This is a genomic window from Sagittula sp. NFXS13, assembly GCF_040148795.1.
Lineage (GTDB): Bacteria > Pseudomonadota > Alphaproteobacteria > Rhodobacterales > Rhodobacteraceae > Sagittula > Sagittula marina.
Genome location: NZ_JAGEMH010000002.1, coordinates 367,700 through 383,893, shown reverse-complemented (window position 1 = coordinate 383,893; position 16,194 = coordinate 367,700). Strand labels below are relative to the sequence as shown.

Annotated in this window: 16 protein-coding genes; 7 read left to right on the top strand and 9 right to left on the bottom strand. The window is 64.5% G+C overall.

Features of this window, described 5'->3' with window-relative positions:
* Positions 1-77 precede the first annotated feature (77 nt).
* From J4E08_RS06195 to J4E08_RS06185, 3 genes are all read right to left on the bottom strand, one after another.
* Positions 78-488, bottom strand: a complete 411-nt coding sequence (locus J4E08_RS06195; protein WP_349537737.1) for a GFA family protein — start codon at positions 486-488, stop codon at positions 78-80.
* A 204-nt stretch (positions 489-692) separates the two neighbouring features.
* A complete protein-coding gene (gene map / locus J4E08_RS06190; RefSeq protein ID WP_349537736.1) occupies positions 693-1,442 on the bottom strand; it encodes a type I methionyl aminopeptidase in 750 nt (249 codons plus the stop codon).
* Between the two features lie 51 nt (positions 1,443-1,493).
* On the bottom strand, positions 1,494-2,567 hold the full coding sequence (locus tag J4E08_RS06185) for a Hint domain-containing protein (protein WP_349537735.1): 1,074 nt from the start codon (positions 2,565-2,567) through the stop codon (positions 1,494-1,496).
* Between the two features lie 442 nt (positions 2,568-3,009).
* On the opposite strand from J4E08_RS06185, the gene dapE reads away from it, so the two are divergent.
* The 6 genes from dapE to J4E08_RS06155 all read left to right on the top strand — a co-directional run bounded on the left by dapE (position 3,010) and on the right by J4E08_RS06155 (position 9,798).
* Positions 3,010-4,149, top strand: coding sequence for a succinyl-diaminopimelate desuccinylase (dapE, locus tag J4E08_RS06180; RefSeq protein WP_349537734.1), 1,140 nt, complete (start codon positions 3,010-3,012; stop codon positions 4,147-4,149).
* Positions 4,149-4,577 (top strand): GNAT family N-acetyltransferase, encoded by a 429-nt coding sequence (locus tag J4E08_RS06175; RefSeq protein ID WP_349537733.1) that lies wholly within the window; start codon positions 4,149-4,151, stop codon positions 4,575-4,577. The genes dapE and J4E08_RS06175 overlap by 1 nt, the downstream gene beginning before the upstream one ends.
* Positions 4,574-5,146, top strand: coding sequence for a TIGR04282 family arsenosugar biosynthesis glycosyltransferase (locus tag J4E08_RS06170; protein WP_349537974.1), 573 nt, complete (start codon positions 4,574-4,576; stop codon positions 5,144-5,146). The genes J4E08_RS06175 and J4E08_RS06170 overlap by 4 nt, the downstream gene beginning before the upstream one ends.
* A 184-nt stretch (positions 5,147-5,330) precedes the next feature.
* A complete protein-coding gene (gene rnr / locus J4E08_RS06165) occupies positions 5,331-7,628 on the top strand; it encodes a ribonuclease R (RefSeq protein ID WP_349537732.1) in 2,298 nt (765 codons plus the stop codon).
* Positions 7,629-7,671: 43 nt separating this feature from the next.
* Positions 7,672-8,370: a helix-turn-helix transcriptional regulator gene (locus J4E08_RS06160; RefSeq protein ID WP_349537731.1), complete on the top strand. Its 699-nt coding sequence runs from the start codon at positions 7,672-7,674 to the stop codon at positions 8,368-8,370.
* 69 nt (positions 8,371-8,439) lie between these two features.
* Positions 8,440-9,798 carry a lytic murein transglycosylase gene (locus J4E08_RS06155; protein ID WP_349537730.1) on the top strand — a complete coding sequence of 453 codons (1,359 nt, stop codon included), beginning with the start codon at positions 8,440-8,442 and terminating at the stop codon, positions 9,796-9,798.
* Positions 9,799-9,814: 16 nt separating this feature from the next.
* On the opposite strand, the gene J4E08_RS06150 is transcribed toward J4E08_RS06155, so the two are convergent.
* Genes J4E08_RS06150 through gpmI form a run of 6 tightly spaced genes read right to left on the bottom strand, consistent with a single transcriptional unit; the run spans position 9,815 to position 15,099 of the window.
* A complete protein-coding gene (locus J4E08_RS06150; protein WP_183962665.1) occupies positions 9,815-10,096 on the bottom strand; it encodes a hypothetical protein in 282 nt (93 codons plus the stop codon).
* A gap of 12 nt (positions 10,097-10,108) precedes the next feature.
* On the bottom strand, positions 10,109-10,597 hold the full coding sequence (locus tag J4E08_RS06145; protein WP_349537729.1) for a hypothetical protein: 489 nt from the start codon (positions 10,595-10,597) through the stop codon (positions 10,109-10,111).
* The gene (locus tag J4E08_RS06140) at positions 10,597-11,091 is read right to left on the bottom strand and encodes an RNA pyrophosphohydrolase (protein WP_349537728.1); all 495 of its coding nucleotides are present in this window, start codon (positions 11,089-11,091) and stop codon (positions 10,597-10,599) included. The genes J4E08_RS06145 and J4E08_RS06140 overlap by 1 nt, the downstream gene beginning before the upstream one ends.
* Positions 11,092-11,143: 52 nt before the next feature.
* Positions 11,144-12,484: a S41 family peptidase gene (locus tag J4E08_RS06135; protein ID WP_183962662.1), complete on the bottom strand. Its 1,341-nt coding sequence runs from the start codon at positions 12,482-12,484 to the stop codon at positions 11,144-11,146.
* 3 nt (positions 12,485-12,487) lie between these two features.
* Complete coding sequence (locus J4E08_RS06130; protein ID WP_349537727.1) at positions 12,488-13,594, bottom strand: murein hydrolase activator EnvC family protein; 1,107 nt, start codon at positions 13,592-13,594, stop codon at positions 12,488-12,490.
* Entirely contained in the window at positions 13,591-15,099 is a 1,509-nt protein-coding gene (gene gpmI, locus J4E08_RS06125; protein ID WP_349537726.1) for a 2,3-bisphosphoglycerate-independent phosphoglycerate mutase, read from the bottom strand. Before gpmI ends, J4E08_RS06130 begins: the two co-directional genes overlap by 4 nt.
* Before the next feature lie 270 nt (positions 15,100-15,369).
* Here gpmI and J4E08_RS06120 point away from each other — a divergent pair, with 270 nt between their 5' ends.
* Positions 15,370-16,101 (top strand): MipA/OmpV family protein, encoded by a 732-nt coding sequence (locus J4E08_RS06120; RefSeq protein WP_349537725.1) that lies wholly within the window; start codon positions 15,370-15,372, stop codon positions 16,099-16,101.
* The last annotated feature ends 93 nt before the right edge of the window (positions 16,102-16,194 follow it).

The window sequence follows — 16,194 nt, the reverse complement described above, 5'->3', positions numbered from 1 at the left end:
TGATCCTGCACGCCCGAATGCGCAAACCACGGGCTTGTCAGTCGAAGAGGCAGGCGATGCACCATCGGACCGACCGTTCAGCCAGGGAGCCCGTCGATCTTCTCGATGGAGGCCAGGTCGTTATCCCAGTTCGCGCGACTGCTACAGCAGATGTGCGCGTTGGGTTTCATGTCGATCGGGCTATCAAGCGCCCCCGCTGGCACCATCAGCAAACCGATCTCCGGCTGCGAAACCGGGAGAGCGGACCCGCAGTTGGAGCAAAAGCTTTTCACATGGCGAGACCCGGATAGCTGGAACACCTTGGTGTTTTCTTCGCCTGAAACCCAGGTGATTTCAGCCGTGGACGAGAACAGGTTCGCCGAATGGGCCGAACCGCTGTCCTTGCGGCAGCGGGCGCAATGGCACAGAAAAAAACTCTCGAATTCTCCGGATATGCGGAATTTCACAGCGCCACAAAGGCATTGTCCAGTGACCGGGTCCTTGTCCATTCACACTCCTCCCTACAGGTCAGCCGCCTGAAGCCAGTCGAACGCAGTTTCATTCAGCCTTTGTATTCGCCTGTCGGATCAAGGTCAAAATGGGACTCCAAGCCGATCTTCGCCGCGCTCAGCGTGATGACCCGCAGGCTCTAGACCACCTGCGCTTCTGGTCAGCATCGTGACGCAACACCCGGTTTGCCTGCGACCCTGCGCTCAGCCGGGCACAGTCACCACGATGGATCCGCGCTGCGTCGCAACCACGGTATGCTCATACTGCACCACCGCCGCGCGCGGTTCGCTGAAAAGGGTCCAGCCATCGCGGCCCTCGCTGGCAAACATGCCCCCTGTCGACAGGAACGGCTCCACCGTCAGGACAAGCCCCTTGGTGATGCGTCGCCTGTCGCCCGTGGTGGCCCATGTGGGGATTTCCTCGGGGTATTCGTGCAGCGACCGCCCTACCCCGTGACTGGCAAGGTTCCGGATCAGCGTATAATTCCGCGCCTCGGCAAAGCGTTCGATGGCGCGCCCGATCCCGGCCAAAGGCTTGTCCGCCGCCACCTGATTGATGCCGATCTGCATGGCGCGTTTGCCATCGCGGCACAGACGATCCAGCGCAGGCGTCACCGGACCGACCCGAAAGCTCGCACCGTTGTCGGCGAAATAGCCGTCCTTGGAGGCCGACACGTCGATGTTCACCAGATCCCCTGCGGCGATCACGCGGTCGCCGGGAATGCCGTGGGCGATTTCCTCGTTCACGCTGATGCAGGTGGCTCCGGGAAAGTCATAGACCGCCTCAGGCGCAGGCTCTGCGCCCTCAGCCTCCAGCAGGGCGCGCCCGATCTCGTCCAGTTCGCGGGTGGTCATCCCCGGCTCCAGCGCGCGGGCCATGGCGTGCATTGTATTCGCAACGATGCGCCCGATGACCTTTAGCCCGTCGAGCTCTTCTGCCTTGGTGATGGTCATGCGCCGCTCCCGCTGTGTGTCGTAGGAGTTTAACAGATCGCCGCAGCGATGTCAGGCCGCGCGCGCTTCGGCCAAGGTGATCGCCTCGAAAGGCCGCAACACCTTCAGACCGGCCCGCGCGTGTTCCGGGATCAGATTGCCCGGCACCTCGGACAGCAGGCTATGGCGGATCAGGTCCTTGCGCCGTCGCATCCGCCCCACATACAGGCTTTCAAGCTCCGCCTCGGCAGAGATCATCGGCTCATGCCCCGGCAGCAACAGCTGGTGGTAGCGGATCATCTGCGCACCGTGTTCATACACTGCGGCGAAGCCATTCGCGAGCGAGATTGCCGGGATCAGCACCTCCTCTCGGCCAAAGATATATTCCACCTCTGCGCCACCGATCACCAACCGCTGATAGGGCGCGACCACCAGATCGCGGTGCAGGCCGAAATAGGGCGCGCGCAGCCGCACCGGTTGAAAGCTGCCCAGCGCGGGCACCCGGCGCGTCACCCGTGCCAGCACCGGCACGATGCCGCGCGACCGCGTCTCCACCGTATCCCCGCAGCGCAGCGTGCTGATCGGGCGATAGCCCTGCGGCGTCAGCACGGGCACCTGCCCCACCAGCGTTGCCATCGGCCCCACAGGCTCAATCGCGTCAGAGACGGCAAAGAACACCACGTCCTTGTCTTTCTCGACAAGCTGCGGTCGGCGCACCAGCGAGTAGATGTCCTCCAGCAGCAAGGGCGGCGGCGGCGGCGTGTCCTCCACAACCATGGTGTCGGCGTCCGGGCGCTCTGCCGTGATCCGCCCCCAGCGCGCCTCGCTGTCCCACGAAAAGGTCACGCGCAGCACGTCGGTTCGTTCATCGTGGCCGTGTTGCAGAACGCTGTGGACCACGTCGTCCCCCTGGCTCAGCTCCAGAACGATTTCGCCTCCGGGCATGGCGCGCACGGAGAGCGCCCCTTTCCACGGGTGCACGCGCTCGTAGGCCAACAGCGTCTGCGGGCGCGCGGCGGAGGACAGCCGCGTCTCGATCACAATGGAGCCCCGTGGCATCAGGATGTCGCGGTCGTGCGCCATGCCACCAAACCGGTCCGGGCAGACCCAGGACGCCCCTTCCCCGGAAACCGCGATCCAGCTCATGCGGCGCCCCTGCGCGGGGCAACCGCGTCAGACGTCTTGGGGATGCGTCGCGCCCGCGGGCCGTTGACGCCACCTGCCGACCGCCACCCCCCTGTAAACCTAGCGGAAACCACTGCCACCCCCTCGCCAAACACGGCCTGCCCCACCTGGCCTGCCGATGCATTGGTGTGCCGTGGCAACTCTGATAAAGCACCCATTGCCTGCCTCGTGTGTTGGCCGCGACAGGGAACGTCCGGGATACCCCGGATTATGCTGAGAATAGACCGCTTGCCTGTCGAAGCTTTTCTGCTTCTTTTCCGCAAGCTTACGTCGCAGCCGCACAAATGGTTAGGCTATCCTCTCGAAGGTCGCCACATTTCGCCTCAATTGCGATGTATTTGCGCCACATTTGCCAAGGCCCGTTGCGCGCGGTAGCCAAGAGCAAACCGCTGGAGTGTTTCCGATGACCGATCCCGTCGACCTGACCGCCCGCCTTGTGCGCTGTGCCTCTGTCACCCCCGAAGAAGGCGGCGCGCTGGTGCTGCTGGCAGACCTGCTGGAGGGCGCGGGCTTTGACTGCGCGCGCGTGGACCGCAACGGCACCGCCAACCTCTTTGCGCGCTGGGGACAAAAGGGCCACGTGAAAACCTTTGGCTTTAACGGGCACACCGATGTCGTCCCCATCGGCAACCGCGACGACTGGAAACACGATCCCTTTGGCGCCGAGGTGGTGGACGGCATGATGTACGGGCGCGGCACCACCGACATGAAAAGCGGCGTGGCGGCTTTTGCGGCGGCGGCGGTGGATTTCGTCACCGACACGCCGCCGGACGGCGCGGTGATCCTCGCCATCACCGGTGACGAGGAAGGCGATGCAACAGACGGCACCGTTGCCCTGCTCGACTGGATGTCGACGGAGCAAGAGCGCATGTCGGTCTGCCTCGTGGGCGAACCGACCTCCCCCGACACCATGGGCCAGATGATGAAGATCGGGCGGCGCGGGTCGCTGTCCGCCTGGTTCACCGTGACCGGCACACAAGGGCATTCGGCCTACCCGCACCGCGCGCTGAACCCGATGCCTGCCATGGCGCGGCTGATGGACCGCCTCGCCAGCCACGAACTGGACCAGGGCACCGACCATTTTGATGCCTCTACGCTCGCCATTGTGACCATCGACACCGGCAACCCGGCGACCAACGTGATCCCGGCGCAGACACGCGCCTGCGTGAACATTCGCTTCAACGACACCCACACCGGGGCCGCCCTGTCTGACTGGCTGCGCGATGAGGCCGCCAAGGTGGACGCCGAGTTCGGCACCGCGACCGAGGTCACCATCAAGATCTCGGGCGAGAGCTTTCTGACACCGCCGGGGGAGCTGTCCGACATGGTTGGTCGTGCGGTGGAGGCAGAGATTGGCGTGAGGCCGGCCCTGTCCACCACCGGCGGCACCTCTGACGCGCGCTTTGTCAAGGATCACTGCCCCGTCGTGGAATTTGGCCTTGTGGGCCAGACCATGCACGCGGTGGACGAGCGCGTCAGCGTCGAACAGATCGGCCAGCTCAAGGCGATCTACGGGCGGATGCTGCGGGACTATTTCGCCTGATGTCCGGCTCACTGACCGTCGAGATCACCGAAGACCTGGCAGAGCCGCATCACGTCCGCCGCGTGGTATTCATCGAAGAGCAGGGCTTCTCCGAGGATGAGGAGTGGGATGACCTCGACGCAGAGGCGGTGCAACTGGTGATTCGCGAGGCAGGCAAGGCCGTGGCCTCTGCCCGATTGCTGCGCGACGGAGAGACCGGCAAGATCGGGCGTATCTGTGTGCTCAAACCCAATCGCGGACAGTCCTTGGGCGCGGCACTGGTGCGCTTCGGCATCAAGCAGTTCCGGGACACGCCCGGCGTCACCCGCGTCTACCTGAGCGCGCAGGAGCACGCGCTGGGCTTTTACGAGAGGCTCGGGTTCGTGGCCTATGGCGCGCCTTACCTCGACGGCAGCGTGTCCCACCGCGACATGGAGTTGCGCCTCTGACACCGACGCTGATTATCATGGTCAAGGAGCCGCGCCCCGGTCGGGTCAAGACCCGCCTTGGCCGCGAGATCGGCCATACGGCCGCTTGCTGGTGGTTCCGTCACCAAGTCACCCGCCTGCTGCGCCGGATCGCAGACCCGCGCTGGCGCGTTGTGCTGGCAGTCGCGCCGGACCAGGCCGTCCTGTCACGCGCATGGCCCGCCCATGTGCCGCGCATGGCCCAGGGCAGCGGCGATCTGGGCGCGCGCATGGCGCGGATGCTGCGCCGCTGTGAGGGCCCCGTCTGCCTGATCGGCGCGGACATCCCCGAGGTCGGACGCACGCAGGTGGCACGAGCGTTCAAGGCGCTGGGCGACCATGATGCGGTGTTCGGCCCCGCACCGGACGGAGGCTTTTGGCTGGTGGGAGCGCGGCACCCCTCCCGCCTGCCGCACGGGTTCTTTCGCGCGGTGCGCTGGTCCACGGAACACGCATTGTCCGACAGCCTTGGTACGCTGCCCGGCTGGCGTGTGGCACAGGTGGACGTGTTGCGCGACGTGGACACGGCGGCGGATCTGGGGCGGTCATAAGGGCGCTGCCCCCAGCCCCCGGCCTCCCCCGGTGTATCTTGCAAGCAAAGACGGCGGGCGAGGCGCGCGGCTGTCAAGACTTTCGAAACGAAAGGATGAACGGGCGTTAACGGTTGTCAGCTGACAATTTGCCTTCGTCGTGTTTCGACATGACGACGACATGGGGCCGTGCTACCTGAGGGGGATGAGCACCTTGCCGACAAAGCAGGAGGTCCTTGACTGGATCTCCGAGAACCCGACCCTCACCGCGAAGCGCGACATTGCCAAGGCTTTTGGCATCAAGGGCGCCGCGCGCATTGACCTCAAACGTATCCTGCGCGAGCTGGAGGATGAGGGGCATCTGGAGAAACGCAACAAGACCTATCGCGATCCTGACAGGTTGCCGCCTGTCAGTGTGCTTCAGGTCAAGACACCGGACGCCAATGGCGATCTCTTCGCGCGCCCCCTGGAGTGGCACGGCGAGGGCATAGAGCCCGTGGTGCTGATGGTGCTGAAGTCATCCGATCCGGCGTTGGGCGATGGCGACCGCATCCTCGCGCGTTTGCAGCAGGTGCAAGAGGAAGATCACAACTACGAGGCGCGGTTGATCCGGCGCATCGGCGTGTCCCCGCGCCGCGTCGTGGGCATCTATCGCCACGGCGCCGAAGGTGGGCGGATCATGCCCATCGACAAGGGCTCCGACAAGGAATGGGTCGTCGGGCCAGACGCCACCGGCGGTGCGCAGGATGGCGAGCTGGTCGAGGCGGAGCAGGCCGGACCCAAGGGTCGCATGGGCCTGCCCAAGGCGCGCATCGTCGAGCGTCTGGGCGACCCCACCGCGCCACGCGCCGTGTCGCTGATCGCCATTCACCAACATGGCATCCCGGACGCGTTTCCGCAGGAGGTGCTGGACGAGGCCGACAGCAAAAAGCCTGCGGGACTGTCGGGCCGTGAGGATCTGCGCGAGCTGCCCCTGGTCACCATCGACCCGAGCGATGCGCGGGACCATGACGATGCGGTCTTTGCGCAGGCCGATGACGATCCGAAGAACAAAGGCGGCCACATCTTGTGGGTCGCGATCGCGGATGTGGCTTATTATGTGACGCCCGGCTCTGCCTTGGACCGTGAAGCGCGCAAGCGGGGGAACTCGTCATACTTCCCTGACCGCGTTGTGCCAATGCTGCCGGACCGGCTGTCGGGCGACCTGTGTTCGCTGCACGAGGGTGTGCCGCGCGCCTGTATCGCCGTGCGCATGGTTATCGACGCCGAGGGCAACAAGACCGGGCAGACCTTTGTGCGCGGCCTCATGCGCTCGCCCGCCTCGCTGACCTACCAGGAAGTGCAGGCCGCGATGGACGGTCAGCCGACCGAACGCTGCGCCGAGATGATGCAGGACGTGATCCGGCCGCTTTATGCCGCCTATGCGGCCCTGCGCTCGGCGCGGGAACGACGGCAGCCGCTGGAGCTTGACCTGCCGGAGCGCAAGATCGTGCTGTCGGATGAGGGCAAGGTAACTTCCGTCGACTTTTCAGAGCGGCTGGATGCTCACAAGCTGATCGAAGAGTTCATGGTTCTGGCCAATGTCGCCGCCGCCGAGACGCTGATCGCCAAGAAGACCCCACTGCTGTTCCGCGTCCACGAGGAGCCGCCGGAAGACAAGATGGAGGCGCTGCGCGAGACCGCCGGCGCGGCGGGCTTTACCCTTGCCAAGGGGCAGGTTTTGCAAACGCGCCACCTGAACAAGCTGCTGACGTCTGCGGCCGGGTCGGATCAGGCAGAGCTGATCAACCTCGCGACGCTGCGGTCCATGACGCAGGCCTATTACGGGCCGAAGAACTTTGGCCACTTTGGTTTGGCGCTGCGGGATTACGCGCACTTCACCTCTCCGATTCGGCGCTATTCCGACCTGATCGTACACCGGGCGCTGATCACCGCGCATGGCTGGGGCAAGGACGGTCTGACGCCGGAGGCCATCGAAGGGCTGGAGGAAACCGGCACGCATATCTCCGACACGGAACGCCGGTCGATGATCGCGGAACGGGACACCACGGACCGCTATCTTGCTGCGTTCCTGTCGGATCGGATCGGGGCGGAATTCACCGGCAGCGTCGCGGGCATCGCCAAGTTCGGCCTGTTCGTCAAACTCGACGAGACGGGCGCTGACGGGCTTGTGCCGATCTCTACCCTTGGGAACGAGTATTTCGATTTTGACCGCGACGCCGGGACGCTGATGGGGTCGCAATCCGGGCGCATGATCGCGCTGGGGATGCGCGCCAAGGTGAAGCTGACTGAGGCCGCGCCGGTCACGGGTGGCATCGCCTTTGAGCTGCTGGAGCTGGAGGGCGATGCCTTTGAAAGCCGTGGTGGCGGGCGTGGGCGCGGCGGGTTCCGCAAGGGACGCGGCAAGACGCCCGGCACCTCCCCCCGACGCAAAGCGGCCAAGGCGAAGGCCAAGGACAGCAAGACCAAACGCAAGGTCACGCGGCAGCGGCGTCAAAAGTGAGCTGCTGACAGAAACTGACAAGTGCGTGTAGGATAGACCGACCATGTCCCGCACGCATCGCCTGTTCCAACTGATGACGGCCCTGCGCTGCCTGCCCTCGCCCGTGACGGCGCAGCGGCTGGCGGCGGAAACCGCCGTGTCGCCGCGCACCCTGTACCGTGACATCGACACGCTGCGCGAATTGGGCGCGGTGATCGACGGTGAGGCGGGCTATGGCTACACGCTGATCGAGGACGCCCATCTGCCGCCGCTGGGCTTCGAGGACGACGAGCTGGAGGCGCTGATCCTGGGGCTGAAAGAGGTGGCTTTTGTCGGGGATCCGGCGCTGGCACGGGCCGCCGAAACCGCATTGACCAAGCTGCGCGCGCGCCTGCCGGAGCGTCAGGCCCATCGGTTAAGGCACGCGGTGCTGCACGCCCACCGATTTGCCCCCCCGCCCGCGCCCACCGTTGATGCGGGCGCCTTGCGTCAAGCCTGCTGGGATGAAGAGCAGATCAGCTTTGACTACAGTGACAAAAACGGCACGGCGACGCGGCGCGAGGTCAAACCGCTCGCCATCATGCTGTTCGACCAAAGCCATTGCCTGCTGTCGTGGTGCTGCCTGCGTGAAGAGTATCGTGCCTTTCGGCTGGATCGCATGACTGGCATGGCGCGCACCGGCCGGTCGTTTCGCCCCCAACGGGTGCCAATGTTGCGGGTGTATCGGGAGATGATGGACGCAAGAGTTGGCCAATCTTGGTAAGCCCCCTCCCCAAATCACCTGAGAATCGCTATACTGTTTCCAAAATATAAAAGAGCAGTAGGTTACAACATGATCAGGCACATCCGCCTTGCGCTGGGGATTAGCATCCTTGGCACTGCGGCGCTGCACGCGGCGCCCCCCGACAGATCGCTGCGCCCACAGGCGCGCGCCTACAGCCAGCTGACCGCCGTCGAGGAGGTTGTGAGCCGGGCCGTGGGTCTGGACAGCGTGCCGCTCGTGGCTCCGGCGCAATCGCTGCGGCCCTTTTTGCGGCCTGCCGTTCTGCGCGCCCCGGTGCAGGCGTCCGGCGCGACCAACGCTGGATTTCAAAACTGGATCCGCGGGTTTCGCCCAAGGGCGTTGGCGCAGGGGGTGTCCGGGCGCACCTTTGATCGCGCGTTTGCCGGTGTGCGGTTCGATCCCGACATCGTGGCCAAGGATCAGACGCAATCGGAATTCGCCAAGGGCATCTGGAGCTACCTGGACAGCGCTGTTTCGGACTCGCGCATTCAAACCGGGCGCGAGATGCTGCGCAAACATGGCGCGCTGCTGACCCAGATCGAGCAACGCTACGGTGTCGACAAGGAAATCGTGCTGGCGGTCTGGGGCATGGAGTCGAACTACGGCACCTATCGCGGGTCCGAGCATGTGGTGGAGGCCATGGCGAGCCTTGCCTATGACGGGCGGCGGGCGTCGTTTTTCGAGACACAACTGGTGGCCACGCTGCAAATCCTCGAAGCCGGGGACACGACGCCGGAAAACATGAAAGGCTCCTGGGCCGGGGCAATGGGGCATACGCAGTTCATGCCCACGTCTTTCCAGAGCCTGGCGGTCGACTTCACCGGCGACGGGCGGCGCGACATCTGGAGCGACAACCCGGCGGATGCGCTGGCATCCACGGCGAATTACCTTGCCAAGAACGGCTGGATCAAAGGCATGCCTTGGGGTGTCGAGGTCACCTTGCCGCGCAATTTCAACTACGAGAACGTCGGAATCGACCGGATGCCGTCCGAATGGGCGCGACTTGGGGTCATGGGCATGAACGGGCGTCCGGTGCCCGACCACGGGTCGGCGCAGGTGCTGCTGCCGGCCGGGCACAAGGGCGCCGCGTTTCTGGTGTTCAAGAACTTCCGTGTGATCAAGCGCTACAACGCGGCGGATGCCTACGCCATGGGGGTCGGCCATCTGGCGGACCGCGTCAAAGGTGGCCCGGCGTTCAGGGGCGACTGGCCGCGTGAGGATCGCCCGCTGACCCGGTCCGAGCGCAAGGAATTGCAGGCGCGGCTGACGCGGGCCGGGCATGATACGCAAGGCGTGGATGGGCGCATTGGTCCGGCGTCGGTCGCGGCCATTCGCGGCTATCAGCGGCGGGCCGGTGTCGTGCCAGACGGGTATGCGTCGATGTCGCTTCTGACGCGCTTGCGCTGAGCCTTGGCGTGGCGGCCTAGCGTCGCCACGCTCTGACCGCATCAAGGATCGCCGGTCCGATGGGAGAGGCGTGCGCGATGGCCTCCGGGACGGCGCGGGCCATGCCGTCGGCATCTTCGGCCAGCCTTTGGTCACGTGCGGCAGAAGTCTGGGACATGCGTTCCAGCACCAACAGGATCTGACGCCCCTGGGCCGAGGACATGAAAGCCTGATCCTGCGGGCGTTTCCCCAGCTCGTCATAAACCAGCGACAGCGCATGTGCGATCAGGCTGGCCTCTGTCTTGTGGCGGTTGGTCATTTGGTGCTGCGCTTAGGGCAAAGGCCAGTCGGAAACGCAGGCCTCCCCGGCGAAACAGCTTTGCATCCTGGCCAGATCAGCGGCGGAGGGGTTGGCGAACAGCTTCGTCCCGCAAGGGTCGGCATAAGCGCGCTGGCCATCAGAAGTATTTTCGAGGAACACGAGGTAGGTCTGGCCGCTTTGAGGCTGCGCGCACCACGGGCCAAAGCACTGCACATGCAGGTCAATGTCGCGGTCAAAAGGCGTGGCAAAGCCATCCGCCCCAAGCGCCTGCCCGTCAAGCCGCGCGCGCAGTTGTGTCAGCGGCGGCGCGTCATTGGGATCGTCTGCGGGGGCCTTGGGCAGCTTTGTCGCATCAAAGTTGAGCGTGCCAACCACCAGCCCCCAGCGGGCATCATCCGCATCCGCCGCCTGATAGGCGGCGACCGCATCGGGCCGCAGGCAGGACAGGGCACTGGCCTGCGTCGCCGCCAGCACCAATAGAGCCACAGCCCACCGCATCACAACTTGTCCCGAAATGCAGCGATCACACGTTCGTAGACGTCACGCTTGAACGGCACGATGTTTTCGATGACCTCGTCGGCGGGCGACCAGCGCCATTCGGAAAATTCCTGATGATCGTCCGCATCGAGGCGCACATCGCTGTCCTGGCCGTGAAACCGCAGCAGGAACCACTTCTGCTCCTGCCCCTTGTAGCGACCTTTCCAGATCCGCGGCACAAGGTCGTGCGGCAGATCGTAGGCGATCCAACCGTCGGTTTCCGCCTCTACAGTTACGAGGTCCGGGGTCACGCCGGTTTCCTCCTGCAATTCGCGCAAGGCCGCGTCGCGGGCCTCCTCGCCCTTGTCGATGCCCCCCTGCGGCATTTGCCAGGCGGGCGGTTCATGCGGCTGGCGGTCGGTGCGCTGGCCCACAAAGGCGTGGCCGTCCGCGTTCACCAGCATCACGCCGACATTGCGGCGATAGGGCAGTTTTGCGATGTCTTCGGGGGTCATATGAGGCGTCCTGATAGAAGAAGGGCGGGGTCTGACCCCCGCCCTACGTCACTTAGTCCTGTGGGGCCAGCGCCGACAGTCCCTTGAGAATGTCGATGGCGTAGGCCAGCTGATAATCCTCTTCGCGCAGGGCGGCAGCGGCTTCGGCCTTGGCCCGGTCCGCTTCGATCTGCTCGATCTCTTCCTCGGTCAGCGAGTCGTTGTCGAGGCTGCCGCGCAGGTCTGCTTCCGAACGGGAGAAGATGTTTGTGGCCTCTTCTTCCTCCTCCTCGGCATTGGGATCACGGCGCGGCTGTTCCACCACGATATCCGGCGACACGCCCAAGGCCTGAATGGAACGGCCCGACGGGGTGTAATACCGCGCGGTAGTCAGACGCATGGCGCCCTCGCCCCGCAGCGGCATCACCGTCTGTACCGAGCCTTTGCCGAAGGATTTCGTGCCCACGACGATGGCGCGGCGGTGATCCTGCAATGCCCCGGCGACGATTTCCGATGCGGAGGCGGAGCCACCGTTGATCAGAACCACCAGCGGCTTGCCGTCAATCAGGTCGCCCGGCGTCGCATTGTAGCGGTCGCCGTCTGCCGGATCACGGCCACGGGTGGAGACGATTTCGCCCTTTTCGAGGAACGCATCCGAGACGCGGATCGCCTGTGTCAACAGGCCGCCCGGGTTGTTGCGCAGGTCGAGGACGACGCCGTTGATGGCGTCGATGCCACCGGCAGCTTCGATCTGCTCGGCCAGACCTTCTTCGAGGTTCGGGTAAGTCTGGTCGTTGAAGGTGGTGACGCGCAGCACGGCGGTGTCGCCTTCGGTGCGGGCGCGCACGGCGGTCAGCTTGATCGTGTCGCGGGTGATGGACACTTCAAACGGCTCGTCTTCGCCTTCGCGGACCACGGTGATCAGGATTTCAGAGCCCACCGGCCCGCGCATCAGATCCACTGCCTGGTCCAGCGTCAGGCCCAGCACGGATTCGCCATCGACATGGGTGACGAAATCACCTGCTTCGATGCCTGCTTCCATGGCGGGGGTGCCGTCGATGGGAGAGACGACCTTGACGAAGCCATCCTCTTGCGTGACCTCGATGCCCAACCCGCCGAATTCACCACGGGTCTGCACGCGCATGTCCTCGGCATCATCGGGGGGCAGGTAACTGGAGTGTGGGTCCAGAGAGGTCAGCATGCCGTTGATCGCAGCCTCGATCAGGTCTTTTTCATCGACGTCCTCGACATACTGCGCGCGGATGCGCTCAAAGATGTCGCCAAAGAGGTCGAGCTGCTCGTAGACCGTCAGGCTACGCTCCTCCTCCTGCGCCAACAGCGGCCCAACGAACTGGGTCGTCGCCACGACGGAGGCGAAGGTGCCCACGCAGGCGGCCATCACGAATTTCTTCATATCTCATCCCTTGTCGGTTGCGAACCACACCAGTGGATCGTTGGGGGCATCGCCCTCTCTGACCTCTATGTAAAGCGTTTCCGAGCGGCCAGCGCCACCCCCCTCACTTTGAAGTGACGGGTTTGTCGGAACGGGCATCAAGCCCACCGGACTGCCGGCTGGCAGCACCTCTCCGATGTCGCCATAGACCGTGTCCATTCCCGCAAACACGAACAATACGTCAGGAGAAGGTTCAAGAATGGTTACCAAACCATAATCCAGCAGCGGACCGTTGTAGCGAATCGTCGCAGCGGTGGGCGTGGTCACCAACGCGCCGGGGCGGGTCGCCAGCACGATGCCGGGGCGCGCAACGCCGGCTGCGTCGGGGTCGCCTGCTTCGCGCAGCACAACGCCGCGCACCGGCAGAGGCACCTTGCCGCGCAGCCCTTCGATGGAGGACGCGGCCGCAGTGCTGTCGTCCTCGCCGATCTGGGTGAGGCCGGATGCGAAGCCTTCCAATGTTTCAGTCGCAGAGATCAGCAGCGCGGTGCGCACCGGGTCTTCGGTGAAGCGTTGCGGCAAGTCCGTGCGGTCGGCGATGGCCTGGCTCAGGTCGGTGCGCGCCTGTTGCACCCCGCGCAAGCCTTCGGACAGGCGTTGCGCGGCGTTCTGTTGCACATCGCGCAGGGCACTGACCTCTTCGAGATCGGCGCGCAGATCCGCGGCCTGTTGCGCCAGTCCCGGCGCGACGGCGGCCACCAACATGCCCGAGCGCGCCGTGCCCAATGGCCCCTTCGGGTGCACCATCGCGCCGGGCGATGCGCGTCCACCCATGGAGGTCAACACACCCAAAAGTTGGGAAATCTCCTGATCCTGCGCGGCGAGCTTTCTGGTCAGCTCCGTCTCGCGGATGGCGGCGCCGCGCAACCCGTCGCGCATGGCGGCAAGCCCGTCCTCATAGGCGCGGATCGTGTCGGTCAGCGCTGACACCCGATCTGAGGCGTCATCCGCGCTGTCGAGCAGAACGGAAGCCGCTTCGAGCGCTTCGGCCGCGCGGCTTGCATCCTCCCCCGCCGTTTGCGCAAAGGCAGGGGAGGTCAAAAGCGCAAGAAGCAGCGTGAACCGTCTCACTTGATCAGGCTCTCCCCGGTCATTTCCTCGGGTTGGTCGAGGTCCATGAGTTGCAACAGTGTCGGGGCCACATCTGCGAGGCGTCCGTCTTTCAGCGTCGTGCCCTCAGGCGCGCCATAGAGGATCACCGGCACGAGGTTCGTGGTATGCGCCGTGTGTGGCCCGCCGGTTTCGGGGTCAACCATGGTCTCGCAGTTGCCGTGATCCGCGATCACCAGCAGTGCGCCGCCGGTTTGCTCCAGCTTATCAACCACTTGACCAAGGCCATTGTCCACCGCTTCGCAGGCGGCGATGGCTGCGTCCAGATCGCCGGTGTGGCCCACCATGTCCGGGTTGGCAAAGTTCACCACGATCAGATCATAGCCGTGGTCGATCGCTTCGAGGAATTTCGAGGTGACTTCGCCGGCGCTCATTTCCGGCTGCATGTCGTAGGTGGCGACCTTTGGCGACTTCGGCATGAAGCGGTCTTCGTGCGGTTCCGGCGTCTCTTTGCCACCGTTCAGGAAGAACGTGACGTGCGGATATTTCTCGGTTTCTGCGAGACGGAACTGCGTCTTGCCTTGCTTGGCCACCCATTCGCCCAGAGTATTGACGATCTTCCGCTTGGGGAACGCGGTGGTCATGTAGGCGTTGTGGGCGTCGGAGTATTCCACCATGCCCAGCAGGGCAGAGAGCGATTTCCGGTCACGATCGAACCCGTCAAAATCAGGCGCGCCAATGGCGGCGAGGATCTCGCGCGCCCGGTCGCCACGGAAGTTCACAAAGAACAGACCGTCGCCATCTGCCAGACCGGCATAGTCGCCCACGGTGAACGGCAGGACAAATTCGTCATTCTTGTCGGCGCTATAGCTGTGCTTGATACCGGTGACCGCGTCGGGCTGCTGGCTGTCGCCCTGCCCTTCGATGGCGGAGCGGTAGGCCTTTTCCACCCGGTCCCAGCGATTGTCCCGGTCCATCGCGTAGTAACGGCCAGACACGCTGACGATCTTTGCCCCTGTGGGCAAGGCCGCCTCAAACTGTGCCACCTGGTCAGCGGCGGAGGTCGGCGCCACGTCGCGGCCATCGGTGATGACGTGAACGGCGACATCAAGCCCTTGATCGACAAGGGCTTTGACCGCTGCCAGAATGTGATCGGTGTGAGCATGGACGCCACCGTCAGAGGTCAGCCCCATGACATGCGCCGTGCCGCCAGATTGCTTAACAGTCTGTGCGAAATCCAGGATCGCCTTGTTTTTGAAGAAGCTCCCGTCCTCGATGGCGAGGTCGATCTGGCCAAGGTCCATGGCAACAACGCGGCCCGCGCCGATGTTGGTGTGTCCCACTTCGGAGTTGCCCATCTGCCCGGTGGGAAGCCCCACATCCGGACCATGGGTGATCAGCGTCGCGTGGGGACAGCTGGACATAAGCCGATCAATCGTCGGGGTTTTTGCCAGCGCAGGGGCATTGTTTGCCGTGTCGTCGCGCAGGCCCCAGCCGTCGAGAATGGTGAGGATGACGGGTTTCATGTCTGGCTCTCCCACATGTCTTTGGCTGCGGTGTAGCAGAGCCGGGAGAGGATGTGGAGAGCACAAGGCTTAACGCATCGGCAGGCGGCTTAACCCTGCCACTGTCAGAGCAGCCGACCGGCCCCGTCGGGTGGAACGGCGTGGTTGGACGGTCGGACAGCCCCCAAGACATCGCCACTGTGGCCAGATTGCACCACCGACCTGAAACCCGTGGCGACGCACGTCCGCCATGCTATGTGAGGCTTAACCCCTTATGAATGGAGCCCCTCGATGCGCCTGCCCCTTTGCCTGACTGTCGCAGCCCTGACCGTCGCCACCCCCGCCCTTGCGCAGGACCGTGCGCTGGCGTTCGAATTGGGTCTCGGCGCACGTGTGTCGCCGGACTACGAAGGCTCCGAAGATTACTCCACCGGGCCGTCCGTGACCGGCGCCGTCAGGAGCCTGAACCTGCTCGGCCTGAATATCGACCGCGGCGACGGCCTGGGCTTTGGCTTTGGCCCGTCCTTCCGCTACATCGGCGAGCGGACCGAAGACGACCACAGCCGTCTGGCGGGGATCGATGACGTGGACGCGGCGTTCGAGGTCGGCGGGCGCGTGTCCTATCGCTGGGAAAAGGTCGAAGTCTGGGGTGCGGTGCGCAAGGGCGTGACCGGCCATGATGGCGTGACAGGCAACATCGGGTCCGATTTCGTTCACGATTATGGCCAAGGCACAGAGGTCCGGGTCGGCCCGCGACTGGCCTTTGCCAATGACGAATACATGGACACTTACTTCAACGTGCCAGCGGGCGCGTCGCTGGCGGAATATTCCGGCGATGGCGGTCTGTACAAGGCAGGTTTGGAAATGGTCGTGCGCCACGATTACAACGATGCCTGGGCGGTCGAAGGCTCGCTGGGCTGGAACCGTCTGGTCGGTGACGCGGGCGACAGCCCCATCGTTGAAGAGCGCGACTCCGGCACGGTCGGGATCATGCTGATCCGAAAGTTCGACTGGGCATTCTGATCTGAAAGGTGGGGTTTCGGCTCCACCTTACTTCTTTCATCGGCTGCGCAGACCAAGCGAACCAGTGCTGCACCAAAGCGAATGCCGGGCCTC

Coding starts and splice junctions, on each gene's coding strand:
- J4E08_RS06140 (WP_349537728.1), bottom strand. CDS start 11,091: ATGACCCCCGAAGACATCGCAAAACTGCCCTATCGCCGCAATGTCGGC.
- map (WP_349537736.1), bottom strand. CDS start 1,442: ATGACCATCACCAAGGCAGAAGAGCTCGACGGGCTAAAGGTCATCGGG.
- J4E08_RS06185 (WP_349537735.1), bottom strand. CDS start 2,567: ATGAGCTGGATCGCGGTTTCCGGGGAAGGGGCGTCCTGGGTCTGCCCG.
- rnr (WP_349537732.1), top strand. CDS start 5,331: ATGAGCACCTTGCCGACAAAGCAGGAGGTCCTTGACTGGATCTCCGAG.
- J4E08_RS06120 (WP_349537725.1), top strand. CDS start 15,370: ATGCGCCTGCCCCTTTGCCTGACTGTCGCAGCCCTGACCGTCGCCACC.
- J4E08_RS06195 (WP_349537737.1), bottom strand. CDS start 488: ATGGACAAGGACCCGGTCACTGGACAATGCCTTTGTGGCGCTGTGAAA.
- J4E08_RS06175 (WP_349537733.1), top strand. CDS start 4,149: ATGTCCGGCTCACTGACCGTCGAGATCACCGAAGACCTGGCAGAGCCG.
- J4E08_RS06150 (WP_183962665.1), bottom strand. CDS start 10,096: ATGACCAACCGCCACAAGACAGAGGCCAGCCTGATCGCACATGCGCTG.
- J4E08_RS06155 (WP_349537730.1), top strand. CDS start 8,440: ATGATCAGGCACATCCGCCTTGCGCTGGGGATTAGCATCCTTGGCACT.
- gpmI (WP_349537726.1), bottom strand. CDS start 15,099: ATGAAACCCGTCATCCTCACCATTCTCGACGGCTGGGGCCTGCGCGAC.
- dapE (WP_349537734.1), top strand. CDS start 3,010: ATGACCGATCCCGTCGACCTGACCGCCCGCCTTGTGCGCTGTGCCTCT.
- J4E08_RS06135 (WP_183962662.1), bottom strand. CDS start 12,484: ATGAAGAAATTCGTGATGGCCGCCTGCGTGGGCACCTTCGCCTCCGTC.
- J4E08_RS06160 (WP_349537731.1), top strand. CDS start 7,672: ATGTCCCGCACGCATCGCCTGTTCCAACTGATGACGGCCCTGCGCTGC.
- J4E08_RS06145 (WP_349537729.1), bottom strand. CDS start 10,597: ATGCGGTGGGCTGTGGCTCTATTGGTGCTGGCGGCGACGCAGGCCAGT.